Genomic DNA, 12,556 nt, shown 5'->3' on the forward strand with positions numbered 1-12,556 from the left:
CCCTGGCTGGCCGGGGCCAGGGGTGAGGCCCGGGACCGGGAGCGGGGGCAGGAGCCAGACGGCGCCGAGCAGGGCGAGGTACGCGCCCGCGGCCAGCCAGGGGAACCGGGGGGGCTGGGCCTGCCGCACGCTCGCGCGGGCGGCGGCCTCGAGGTGCTCGCGCCAGGGGTGGCCGGGCGGGGCTTCCAGGGCGCTGCGGTAGGCCAGGCCGTAGCGCTCGTCGAGCTGCCGCAGGGCGCGGGGGAGCTCGAGGCGGCTGGGGTAGAGCAGGGCCAGCAGGGAGAGCAGGCCCCAGGCCGGGTGGACCCACAAAGCCAGCGGCAGCAGCACGACCAGCGCGAGGAGTGCCCATTGCGCCCGTCGCCTCCAGGCCAGCCGACCCGCCCACTGCTGGTGCATGGGTTCAGGCTACAAAAGTTATCCGGCTGCCGGTGAGGACCTCGGCACACTCTTAGCCTCGAGCCATGCTCTTCTTCCCCAGGCGGCGTGTAGGGGGCTTCGGCCTTTGGGTAAACCACCCCACGGCTAAAGCCGGGGGCTTCCGGGGACAGAACCATGCAGACTCACACGGCTCGCTTCCCCCAGGTACGGGCGGTTTACATCGCCCCAGCGGGTTTGACCCCGCTGCGAAATAGGTTGCGTCGCAGGCAAAAAGCCGTTGCTCCCAAGGGAGTGCCCTATAGCCTCAGCAACCATGAGGGCAGTTTACATCATCACGGCTTGTCGGGCATCCAGCGCTCTTCGAGCGCCACCCCCTTCCTCCCCATGCCTGAAGGCAGGGGCTTCCGGGGGTGGTCTCGGTGATGGTCGGGTTACTGCTGGCCGCGCTCTTCCTAGCCACGAGCAGCGGCAACGGCACCACGGCGGCGCTGGGACTCGTGGTGGTGCTGAGCTGCGCGGTGCTTTTCCTGGTCGCGCCGCTTTCGACGCTGTACCTGGCCCGTCCCGAGGGCTTGTGGGTGCGCTGGCTGCTGGGCTGGCGCGCTTGGCCCAGGGCGGCGATCCGGCGGGTAGGGGTGCGGGAGTTCAGGCTGATGTGGCGGGTGATGGGTCTGGGAGTGCCGGGCGCGGCCCAGGGCTGGTTCAACGAGCGGGAACTGGGACGGGTAGAGGCTTATGCGGACCAAGGCTCGGGGTTGGGGGTGGTGCTCGAGCTGGCCGACGGCCACTGCGTGATCCTGACCCCTGCCGACCTCGAGGGTTTCCTGGACTACCTGCGCCGGCAGGGCTACCCGGTGGCTTGAACGGACCTTTTGCGAAAGGGCCTCCATGGGGGGTAGCGTGCCCGACCCAGCTATTGGCTATCCGCCATCGGCGACCGCTGCAAGCAGCCCGGTCACTTGGGATAGAGCGCCAGCCCGTTCACGACCGGACGTGGCCGGGACTCGATGAGCGGCGAGCGCAGGGCGCCGCGCACGTAAAGCTGCGAGGAGCCGCCGCCGTCCATGCGGATGGCGCCCCAGACCCCCAGGCTTTGCAGGGCGCGGGCCAGCACCACCGGGGTGGTGGGCTCGGAGACCACCAGCCACACGCCGCCCTCGAGGGTCCAGGCCACCGCCGATTGCAGGGCGGTGGCGTTGAGCGGGCGGGGGTCGGTGAAGGGCTCGCGCTTGGGGTCGAAGACGTTCTGCCCGGATTGGATCAGCAGGGGACCGGCCTCGAGCGCGTACTGCACGGGGGGCTCGAGGCTCATGCGGAGCTTGAGGGTCTCGCCGGTGCGGGCGACGGGGGGGTCGGTGGCCGGGAAGCTCAGGCCCCACTGCCCCGGCTTGAGCTCGGCGGGGGCGGGCACGGTGGCGATGACCCGCTCGCGCTCGACCACGGCCACGTTCTCGCCGGGCCGCCCCACCGGGCCAACGGCGGTGTGGGCGGTGAGCCGCGCCCGCCAGAGGTTGACGCCCACCGGGTAGCGCTGCCCGCCGGCGGTCTCGACCCAGGCCCCGAACTTGGGGAAGCCGCCGAAGATCTGCCCGTCGCCCCACAGCAGGGCGCTGCGGCCGAAGGGGAAGTTGAGCGCCACCCCGTCCTGGATCCACAGCCCGATGGGGGTGGCGGTGCGGTTGTCGAAGTAGCCGCCGTTGAGCAGGGCCAGGGCGCGGGGGGCCATCTGGTCGAGGGCCTTGCGCAGGCCGGGCTGCCCCACCAGCTCCATGCGCCAGCTACCGGGCGCGGCCTGGATCATGTACAGCCGCAGCGGCTCGGGGGTCCAGGCCCACTGCTCGAGGTAGCTGATCCCGCGGCTGAGGCTCTCGCGGGCCTCGGGCTGGAGGTAGTAGAAGTCGAGCACCAGCCGCCAGGGGTCCTCGAGGCCGTACTGCCGGTAGCGGTAGAGGCGCCCGGCGGGGGCCTGCAGGGTGAGCTGGGTGCCGTGGGGCAGGTAGCGGAACTCCAGGCCGAGGTCGGGGGGGAGCTTGAGGGCCTCGAGGTCGGGGAGGAAGTAGGGCAGCTCGAGGCTCAGGCGCCCCGGGTAGCTGGCCTCGCGCCTCTCCACCGGCAGGCCCTCCGGCAGGTCGAACACCAGCCGCACGCGCCCGCTCGAGCCGGAGTAGCGCACGCCGGCCTGGGGCACCTGCACCAGCCCCGCCGCCCGGACCACCTCGACGGGCAGCCGGTCCTCGCTGGGGGGCGGCAGGCTGGGCTCGAGCGGCGGCGCCCAGCCGATCCCCTCGACGTAGGTCAGCTCGAGGCCCTCCCTCTTGAACACCACCGCGTAGCTGTCCCGCAGCACGCTGAGCCCGAAGCGCTCAGCGGGAACCATCACAGGGCTTTGCGCGAACGCCAGAACGAGGAAAACACCCAGCGCCAGAATACGCTTCCACATCACGCCCCATTAAACCCGAGATCGTGAGGGAATCCAGCCGGCGTGGCTTTCATGAAAGGAGGGGGTGGGGCTGTAGGCTAGCGGTCAGCTATCAGCCTTCAGCGGAAGGCTTGTGGCTAGTGGCCCGTGGTTTACCCCTCCCCTTCCCTCCCCGCGGGCGGGGAGGGAAGGAATATCCCCCCTAGCCCCCCTTGCTAAGGGGGGTGACAAGGCGTCTCGCGTCTCGCGTCTCGCGTCTCGCGTTTTGCGTTTTGCGTTTTGCGTCTTGCGTTTGGCGTACGACGTAGGACGTACGACGCCCGACGTACGACGCCCGACGTACGACGCCCGACGCACGACGTCCGACCCGCGTTCAGCACCCGGCTACCGGCGATCAACCACCGACCCCTCACACGATCTCGAACTCGAGGTTGAGCACCTGCTCCGCACCCGGCAGCCGCGTGCGGGAGATGTCCTGCCAGAGCGTGCGGGTCTGGCCGCGCCCGTGGTTGCCCACGTAGCTCGCCGAGCGGCTGACGGCGGTGCCCGCGAGCTGGGGCAGCGGGCCGGCGGTGCCGGTGGTGGGGGGCGGGGGGTCGGCGGTGAAGCTGAAGACGTTGGTGCCCAGCGCGGCGTGCTGGCTCACCAGCAGGCTGCGGCCGCTGTCGAAGAGGTTGTCGCTGAGCAGGCAGCTGCCGAAGAGGTTGTAGAACACCCGGCGACCTTCGCCGTCTTGGGTGGCCTGGATCAGGGCCTGCACCATGGCTTCGCTCACCGCCAGCCGGGTCAGGCGGTTGCCGCGGAGCTGGAAGTGGCCCATCAGGCCCAGCATCAGGAGCTGGTTCTCCTTCAGCAGCGCCTCGAGCCGCTTGAGCGCGTCGGCGTTGGGGACGCTCTCGCCGGGGAAGCCGTAGAGGCTGACCGCGCCGGTGATCTCGTTGGCCTCGAGCAACACGAAGTCGTCCTCGTCGAGGGTGAGGATGGTCTGGGGCAGGGTCTCGCCGCCGGGGTTGAGCAGGACCAGCGCGGTGCCGGCCACCGCCCGCACGCTGGCCTTGCGGATGTCCTCGAGGTGGTCGGCGGTGATGTTGGGGTCGGGGCTCTGGGCGGAGAGCTGGAGGATGAGCTTGGTGTAGGCCACGGTCTCGCCCAGGCTCAGCACCTTGTTGAAGGGGGTGAGCCGCTCGGCGATCGCGGCGGCGAGCTGGGTCTTGGCCTGAGAGGGGAGGGCGCTCACGGCTTCCGCCGCCTTGGGCGCGGCCCGGCGGAAGCGGCCGGGGGAGAGGTCCTTGAAGAGCTCCTCGAGCACCGTGAAGCCCTCGAAGACCTTCAGCAGCACCTCCGCCCGCCGCTCGGTGCGGGCCTCGAGCACGTTGTCGCGCAGCCGCACCCGGTCGGGGCCCACCACCAAGAGCAGGCTGCCGCTGACGCCGCCGGTCTGGACGCTCCCCGCGACGGCGCAGCCCTCCAGGCTCAGCTCGCCGCAGCGCACGAACTGGAGCCTCGAGGTGCCGTTGTCGGCGTCGGGGAGCACCTCGAGCTCGAAGTCGCGCAGGGTCAGGCCCCGCAGGCCCTCGAAGCGCAGCCCGCCCTCCACCCGCACCCGCGTGCCGCGGCCGCAGCCCCGGATTTTGAGGTGGACCGCCTCCCGCACCTCGAGCGCCCCGACGCGGTGCTCGCCGTCCATCAGGCAGAGGCAGAGGTCGCGCTCGCCGCGCTCGAGCAGCGCCTTGAGGGCTTGCTCGAGGGTGGCGAACTCCCCGCCCTCGCCCACCGTCACCTCGCATCCGCCGCCGCTGGGGCGCCGGCAGAGCAGGTCCAGGGCCTCCTGCACGGTGCGGGCGTTCTGCAGGTCGGCGCAGCCGGGGGTGTAGGCCACGTTGGCGGCCACGCTGAGGTCGGCGCCGAAGTCCACGATCTGGTTGGGCAGGGGGTCGCCCTTGGGGTCGAGCAATTCGGCCCGCGCCCGCTGGACCCCGGCGCTGCCCAGGGTCCAGGCGGTCTGGGCGAGGCCGTTGGCGTCGGTCAGGACGTGGCCCGTCACCCCCAGGGTGCCCCCGCCGCCGAGCACCCGGAAGCGCACCCGCGCCCCGGCCACCGCCGCCGCGCCGTTGGCGACGCGCACCTGAAGCGGCGCGAGCACCGGCTGGCCGGGCATGGCCTCCTGGCCGTCCCCGCCCACGTAGTAGAGCTGGAGCAGGCGGGTCAGGGGCGGGAAGACCGAGCGGCAGTCGGCGGCGTCGCCCGCCAGGCCCCAGGTGCCGCCCTGCCGGCGCAGCAGCCCCAGCGGGGCGTAGCGGTGGCGCGCCCCCTCGGCCTCCTGGTGCACGGGGACGGCGGGGGTGCCGCTCTGGGGCCACTCCACGTCGCCCGTCTCGACCCGCGCGGGGACCACCCAGTAGTCCCCGGCCTGGAAGGCGGGGTTGCCCTGCTGGCGGAAGTTGACCTGCACGCCCTCCTCGAGCTCGAGCCAGCCCGCCTTGAGCGGCACCGCGCCGTCCCTGAGCGGCCCGTTGGCCTCGCCGTGGTCCCAGCGGCGCAGCAGGGGGCGCAGGAGGGCGTAGTCGGGGGCCAAGGAGCGGGCCTGGAAGGGGGCGCTGGGCAGCCCGTCGAGCACGACCTTGAGCGCGGAGGAGCCGTCGGCGGCCTCGAGGGCCTCCACCGTCACGACCTTGAAGAGCTTTTCCGGGGGCAGCAGGGCGGGGTCGTGCTGGCTGAGGCTGACGTGCTCGTCGAGCAGTTCGACCCAGTTCCCCGGCGCCAGGCCCAGCCGGGCGTCGCGGGGGGTCTGGGCCAGCAGGGCGGTGGTGCGGCTGTTGGTGGCGTCGTACTCGTAACGGCTCACGGCGAAGAGCACCGAGCCGTTCTCCCGCGACCACTTGAAGCTGGCCTGGGCGAAGGGGCCGCCGACGTGGATCTCCACCCGGTAGAGCTGGTTCTCCAGGCCACGGTAGCCCGCGCCGGGGGGCACCTCGCAGGGGTCCTGGCTGGTCGGGCTGGGCTCGGCGCGGGCGGCCAGCAGCCCGGTGCCCATCCCCGCGGGCGGGGCCCAGTCCAGGCAGCTCAGGGCGGCGGCGGGGTCGGGGTCCAGGCGGGCCAGGCGGGCCTGCCAGACGACGCGGGTGCGGGTGGTGGTGTCGGGGCCGCGCAGGGCCACCTCGCGCAGGGCGGGGCCGAGCCGGCTGTCGGTGAGGGCGGGGTCTTCGAGGTGGCTCAAGTGGCGCTCCCACACGTCGAGGTAGGCCAGGTAGAGCCCGTCCTCGCCCGGCAGGCTCACCAGGCCGTTCAGGTCGGGCTGGGCGGTGTAGAGCACGTCGGCGTCGTTCTCGCACAGCAGCCCGCCCACGTAGTAGCGGCCCGCGCCCAGCCGCAGGTTGTTCCCCACCACGCTCAGCCCGAAGCCCGCGCCCCCGAGGGGCCCGCCGGCGGGCCCCAGGCTGTCCTCGAGCGCGCTGCGGTGAAAGTAGGTGCTGATGTCGTGCTGCTCGTTCCAGTCGGCGTCGAGCTGCACCCGCCCCTGCTGCATGCGCACGCCGGAGTAGCGTTTGCGGCGCTTGAACGTAAGCCGTGTGAAGTCCCCCTTCATAAGCCTCCCTTTGAACTCAGGTCACGAAGAACAGCCCGGCCTCGAGGCCGAAGCGCAGATACTCCCCCAGGGCGACGCGCAGGTTGGCCTCGCGCTGGGCCTGCTTGAGGAAGCTGAAGGCCCCCATCTCCGAGCCGTCCTCGGCCCCCGTGCGGATGGCCTCGGGGCAGCTTGGGGCCAGTTGCCCGTAGGCCGGCTGGCCGTAGCGCAGGCTGCTGAAGCTGGGGCGCAGCCAGGTGAGCACCTCGCGCCGGATGCGGTCTTTCTCGGCCTGGGAGGCCCCGGCGGCGGCCTCGAGCCGGCGGGCTAGCTCGAGGTCGGGCTGGCAGCGGTAGCGGCGGGGCACCCGCGCCCCCTCCGGAACGTAGCTGAAGCGCACGCAGCCTTTCTGGCGGCGCTCCACCCGCAGCACCACGTCCTCGGGGCCTTCGGGCTGCACGGCGAAGATCACCTCCGAGGCCTCGAGCTCCTTGACCCTCACCCGGCCCAGCACCGTGCTGCGGACCAGGCGGGTGGGCGGGCCGAAGAGCGCGGCGTCGGCGGGGTCGGGCAGGGCGAAGTCGGCGGGGTCGGCGATGGCGAACTTGCCCTGGGGGTCCTGGAGCAGGCTGTCGCTGACCTCCAGCCCCCGCACCGCCTCGCCCAGCAGCACGCTGCCGCAGATGCTCTTGCGCAGCACCACCTCCAGCCGCTCGTTGCGCTGGCCCGGGGTGGCCGAGGGCTCGACCCATAGGAGGTGGCCCGGCAGCAGCGTGCAGTGCTCGAGCCGCAGGCCCCCCAGGTGGCCCGCCCGCACGGTGAGGTCGCCCTCGAGCAAGAGCCCGCCCAGCAGCAGCGTGCCGGGGTTGGCGCTCGCGGCGGGGGCACTGCCCCGCACCTCGAGGCCGCCGCGCAGGTGGGGCCGGCGCCCCTCGGCCACCAGCCGCCCCGGCGGGCGCGACTTGGGCCGGGGCGGGGGGTGGGTGAGGTCCTCGACCACCGGCCAGTCGGCGGCGATCACGAACAGTTGCCGCCCCTCGGGGATCAGCAGGGCGTCGGGCCCGGTGAGGCTTTCGGCGTAGCTGCGGCTGTCCATCAGGCAGATCAGGCCGTTTTGGGGCGGGTTGGGCTGGGCCTGGACGCTGTTCCAGGCCTGCACCGCCTCGAGCAGGGTCTTGAAGACGGGCTCGCCCGCCACCGCCGGGATCTCCTGGCTCACCCCCGCCTGCCACTCGACGGCGCGCGGCAGCAGGCCCTCGAGCGAGGCCCGGCGGTTGTAGGGGCCCCCGCCCAGGTCGCCGCTGAAGCCGTAGGCGTAGCTCACGGCTTTGGGCTCCTGCGGGGCGTAGGGGAACTGCGGGTCGGGCAGCTCGGCGGGGTCGGGGAGCAGGGTGAAGAGCCGTCCCCGTTCGGGGTCCACGGCCACGCGGGTGCGGAACTTCGAGCCGTCGGGCCTGGCGAAGGCCTGGGTGAGGGGCGCTTTCCAGCCGGGGTGGTCCCAGTCCAGGTTGCAGACCGCGATCTCCTCGGGCTCCAGCGGCCGGCTCGAGCCCTCGAGCAGCACCTCGAGCGCCGCGTTCGCCCCGAAGTAGACCCCTTCCGGCGCCTCGCCCGCCACCCGCGCCCGCCGCCGCGCCCGCAGCTCGTCGGCCAGAGCCCGGCGGCGCAGCGGGGCGGGCACGTTGACCTCCTGGGCGAGCTGGGTGAGGGCGGCCTCGGTCTGGGGCGGGTTGAAGAGGGGGGCGTCGAGGCCCAGCGGGCTGAAGGTGTAGCGCCCCGGCCCCACCGCGCGGGGGGCGGTGCCGGTGGCACAGAAGGTCAGGGGCGGCAGGTCGAAGGGGCGTTGGGGGGCCTCGAGGGGGTAGGCCTGCAAGCGCCAGAGGAAGATCCCCACGTTGGGGATGTTGTAGCGCCCCCGCCCGCTGGCGACGCGCCGCGCCTCGGCGCCGTGGGCCAGGGGGTCGAAGGGGCCGCCCACCCGCTGCAGCCGGCTGGCCCCGCGCAGCGAGGCGCTGCCGCCCTGCTCGGGGCGCAGGTGGTCGAGGTGCTGGGTGGAGGAGAGCCGGGCGAAGAACTCCACCGCGTGGGCGGGCCAGCCGGTGGTGTCGCGGGCGAGCTGCTCGAGCACGCTGGCCGTGCCCTTGCGGCGGCGGTAGGCCAGGGTGTTGGCCACGTAGGCCCGCAGGCTGAAGACCTCGCCCCCCAGCGGGTGCAGGTTGCGCACGCCCAGCAGGTCGCCCAAATAGGGCACCACCCACTCCTGGGCGGTCTCGATGAACCAGTTGTCGTAGAGCCGGCGGATGTCCTCCTCCAGCAGCCGCCCCTGCTCGGCCAGCACCTCCAGCAGCGCCCGCAGGGGCGCCTCCGCCTCCTCGCCGTCCTTCAGGCGGTAGAGGGCGGGGAGCAGGTGGTAGAGGTCCTGGCCGGTCATGGGGTCATCTCCGTGAAGGCGATGTGCTTGGGCTCGAGGGTGAGCAGTTGGGCCGGGAAGAGCCGGGTGGGCCGCAGCGGGTCGTCCCAGCGGGCCGGCAGGGCGGGCAGGTGGGGCTCGAGGCGGGGGCTCTGGCCGGCGAGGTGCAGGGCGTCGAGGTCCACGGCCACCACCCCATGGGCCCCCTGGATCAGGGCGATCACCTCGCCGGCGCTGAGGCGCTGGGCGAAGGCCCGCCGCTCGAAGGCGAAGGCCTCCAGCAGGGCCTGCTCGACCTCCTCCAGCACCGCCTCACGCTCGTAGCGGGGGTCGGTGCGCACCTCGGCGCTCAGCGCGAAGGGGAGGGCCTCGTAGGACTGCATGCGGAAGGGCTGGTAGGGGTCGCCGTAGGCCCGGATGGCCCCGCGCAGCCGCTCGAACAGCTCGGAGCCGGGCTCGACGGGGGCGCCCGCCGCGCCGGCGATGGTGAGGTGGACCAAGGGGCGCTCGCCCATCGGCAGCCCGGTGGCCTTGGCCTTGCCCACCCCGGCGAAGGTGCGGGCGAAGTCCTCGTAGTCCTGCAAGGAGACGACGCGCTCGAGGGTCATCACCGTGAAGGGCGCGTTGCGGCGGGCGTCGTCGCGGCTTTCGGGGTCCTGGGCGCCGCTGGGGGCCAGCGGGTTGCTCACGCCCCGGACCCCCAGGGGCCGGGTCAGGAGCAGGCTGAGCTGCCGGGCCCTGACCCGCCCGGCGAGCCCAATCCCCACGCGGTACTTAGCCCGCACGTTCTCGCTGCCGCTGGGCAGCCGGGCCCCGCTCACCCCGTCGCCGAAGCGCAGCGTCACCCTGCCGTCGTCGCCGGTGCGGCGGGTGAAGACCTCCTCGCGGGGGCCCCGCCCGTACAGCGAGGGCACCTCGCCCCACAGCACCCCGTCCACGCGCAGCTCGAGCGTGCTCACCGCCCCCGAAGGGGTGCTGGCCGCCACGTGGGTGAGGGGGCTCTGCTTGAGGCTGAAGGCCTGGAAGGGCCGGGTGGCGTCGCCGCTGCCCAGCACCTCCTCCTTGCCCTCGCCGTGGGTGGCGAGGGCCACGTTGGCCTGCAGGCGCACCGTGGTGCGGTCGTAGCAGTAGGCCAGGGGGGCCTGGAGCTCGAGCCGGCTGTGCTGGGGGTCGGCGAGGTCGGGGAAGCCGGCCAGCCGCACCGCCTCGCTCACCTCCTCGTCCTGGGGCAGGGCGGGGAGCGGCCGCAGGGCCTCGCGCCGCAGGGTCAGGGTGCCCTCGAAGCCCCAGGCGTCGCGCAGGCTCCAGAGCTCGCGCCCGTCGCCCAGGGGCTCGGGCGGGGCCAGCACCAGCAGCGAGTCCTCGGGGAGGATGCCCCGCCCCGCGCTGCCGCCCGCGCCCTCGAGCCCGCCCTTGCGCTCCTCGCGCAGACCGACGCGCAGCCGCTTGCCGCTGACGACGAGCACCTGGTTCTTGAGCAGGTCGGGGGCCAGGGAGTCGAGCTCGAGCTCCTTGCCCCACAGCTCGAGGTCTAAAGGGTGCTCGGCCAGCGGCAATTCCTCGCTCTGGGCGAAGACGCTGGCCCCGCGGGGCGAGAACTTCTCGACGTGCTCGCCGGAGACCTCGAGGCGGGTGCTCTTGCCGGAGACGTTGTAGCGGCTGAGGCTCTCCTCGCCCACCTTCCGCACCGCGTACAGCTCGACGTAGGGCGGGTCGTCGGGCTGGGCCAGCACGACCCAGCTCCCGGCCTTGACGGGCTCGTAGACCGCGTCCAGGTGGAGCACCGTGGTCCCGGCGGCGAACTTGGCGTCGGCCCACTGGCTCTGCTTGGAGGCGAAGGCCCCGGCCACGAAGCTGTTGTCCTGGGGGTTGCGCTCGCCGATGCGCAGCGCGACCGGCAGCGCGGCCCACTCCGGCGCGTTGTGCCCGAAGAGGGCGGCCCGCAGCCGCAGGGCGAAGACCCTGGGCCCCTTGCCGGGCGGGCTCACGCGGGGGACCCGGCTGCCCAGGGGCTCGAGCCAGCGCAGCAGGGTGCGGCCCTGCTCGGGCTGGGGGATCACCTCGCCCAGGCGGCGGAACTCCCAGCGCTCGGTGTCGGTGCCGGTCAGGCGCTCGTCGCCCACGATCAGGATGGGGTCGCCCGGCTTGAGCTGGGTGGCGGTGCCCTGCAGGTAGAGGTGACGGTCGCCGAAGGCCGGGTGGCGCAGCTCGCTTTGGCGCGGCCTGAGCGCGTTCCAGTGGGGCCGGGCGGTGATGGCCTCGACGGTCTCGTAGGTCTGGGCCTGCTCGCCCGGCCCCGGCAGGCTCTGCACCCGGGTGCCGGCGGGGATGGGCACGAGGGCGGGGGCGCCGGGGGCGGTCTCGAGCTCGAAGGCCAGGTAGGTGCTGGCCGCGACGCCGGGGCGCAGCTCGTAGCCGATGGCCCGGGCGAGCTCGAGCACGCTCAGCCGCTCGGTGGCGCTGCGCAGGTAGCCCTCCTGGGCGATGCGCTCCTGGTAGAAGCTCAGCACGTCGAGCACCGCAGCCCAGGCGTCGAGCAGGGCGAGGGTGGGGTCGTCGTCCTGGCGGGTGGTGAGGGCCCGCAGGGGGGCGTGCTGGCCCAGCCGCGCCAGCATGCTCGCCTTGAAGCGGGCGTGGGTGCCCACCCGGTAGGCCAGGGCGCTGAGCCCCGGAGGGTTGTGGACGGGGCTGGGGGTGAGGGTCTGGGTGCCCTCGCAGCAGCCGCAGGGGTCGAGCTTCATAAGCCTCCCTTCATCGCCAGCTCGAGCCGTCCGAACTCGGGCCGGCTAGGGTCGTTGTCGAGCCGGATCACCTCGAGCCGCCCCGTGCTCAGCACCCCTTCCTCGAGCTCCCTGGCCGGCGTCTTGCCGAAGCGCTGGAAGCGCCGCACCTCCGCCGAGGCCACGCCGGGGACCGCCAGGGCCTGCCGGTAGACCTGGCTGAGGTAGAGCGGGTCGCCGAAGCTGAAGCGGTCGGGGTGGAAGAAGGCCGGCCCGCCGGGCAGCTCGCGGGTGCTGAAGGCCTCCTCCAGCGCGGCCTCGACGCCGGAGCGGAACTGCCCCGCCGCCACGCAGACCTCAAGGGCCAGGTCCACCGGCACGAAGCGGGGGCCGCCGATCTCGAGGTCGTAGCCCGCCATGCGCAAGCGCCCCAGGTGCCCCAGCAGCTCCTCCGCGAAGGCGGCGTCCACCGGGCGGCCCCCCTTGCGGTCCACGCTGACGAAGACGGTGTACCAGCTCCCGGTCCAGCGGAAGGTGGCGGCGGCCTTCTGCACCTCGGGGTGGCGCTGGGCGGCCTCGGCGTAGTCGGCCTCGGTGACCGCCCGCTCCTGGCGGCGGAAGGCCTGGGGCGCGTACTGCCGCACCGCCTCCGGGCTCTCCGGCTCGAGCCCGCCCGCCGCCGGCAGGGGGTTGCGCACGCGGAGGACGCTGCTGGCGGGAAAGCCCGGCGGGCGCAGCAGGTGGGCGATGGCCTCGGCCCCCACGTTGCCCGCGGGCCCGTTGCCCACGCGGTAGACCGCCTCGAAGGCCACGCCGGGGGTGGGGGCCTGCCCCAGCACGTCGTCGCCGAAGCGGAGCTGGCCGCGCCCGTCCTCGGCGACCTCGAGCACGAACTCCCGCGCGAAGCGGTCGCTGGCGAGCAGGTCGCGCCGGGGATGCCAGGACAGGTTGCGGTCGCCGCCCTCGAAGAGCACCATGGCCGGGCGCACCTCGCTCATCTCCCAGCGCAGGGCCTGCTGCGCGGGGGCCTGGGGGTCGAAGGGGGCCCGCTGGGCGACGGG

General features: G+C 73.5%; 6 protein-coding genes and 1 pseudogene. 1 reads left to right on the forward strand and 6 read right to left on the reverse strand.

Annotated features, from left to right (window positions below; genetic code table 11):
* A pseudogene (locus Mterra_RS13565) lies at nt 1-399 on the reverse strand (hypothetical protein); the annotation flags it as partial.
* A gap of 404 nt (nt 400-803) precedes the next feature.
* Here Mterra_RS13565 and Mterra_RS13570 point away from each other — a divergent pair.
* The gene (locus tag Mterra_RS13570; protein ID WP_147372787.1) at nt 804-1,244 is read left to right on the forward strand and encodes a PH domain-containing protein; all 441 of its coding nucleotides are present in this window, start codon (nt 804-806) and stop codon (nt 1,242-1,244) included.
* Between the two features lie 92 nt (nt 1,245-1,336).
* Here Mterra_RS13570 and Mterra_RS13575 read toward each other — a convergent pair whose 3' ends face one another.
* The 5 genes from Mterra_RS13575 to Mterra_RS13595 all read right to left on the reverse strand — a co-directional run.
* Nucleotides 1,337-2,758, reverse strand: coding sequence for a phosphodiester glycosidase family protein (locus Mterra_RS13575; RefSeq protein WP_170159668.1), 1,422 nt, complete (start codon nt 2,756-2,758; stop codon nt 1,337-1,339).
* A 451-nt stretch (nt 2,759-3,209) separates the two neighbouring features.
* The gene (locus Mterra_RS13580; RefSeq protein ID WP_119315665.1) at nt 3,210-6,386 is read right to left on the reverse strand and encodes a DUF6519 domain-containing protein; all 3,177 of its coding nucleotides are present in this window, start codon (nt 6,384-6,386) and stop codon (nt 3,210-3,212) included.
* 16 nt (nt 6,387-6,402) lie between these two features.
* Entirely contained in the window at nt 6,403-8,796 is a 2,394-nt protein-coding gene (locus Mterra_RS13585) for a hypothetical protein (RefSeq protein ID WP_119315666.1), read from the reverse strand.
* Nucleotides 8,793-11,516 (reverse strand): putative baseplate assembly protein, encoded by a 2,724-nt coding sequence (locus tag Mterra_RS13590; RefSeq protein ID WP_119315667.1) that lies wholly within the window; start codon nt 11,514-11,516, stop codon nt 8,793-8,795. Before Mterra_RS13590 ends, Mterra_RS13585 begins: the two co-directional genes overlap by 4 nt.
* On the reverse strand, nt 11,513-12,556 hold a 1,044-nt coding region (locus Mterra_RS13595), incomplete at its 5' end, for a baseplate J/gp47 family protein (protein WP_176582538.1). The genes Mterra_RS13590 and Mterra_RS13595, both read right to left, overlap by 4 nt.

The organism is Calidithermus terrae (assembly GCF_003574345.1).
GTDB classification, from domain to species: domain Bacteria; phylum Deinococcota; class Deinococci; order Deinococcales; family Thermaceae; genus Calidithermus; species Calidithermus chliarophilus.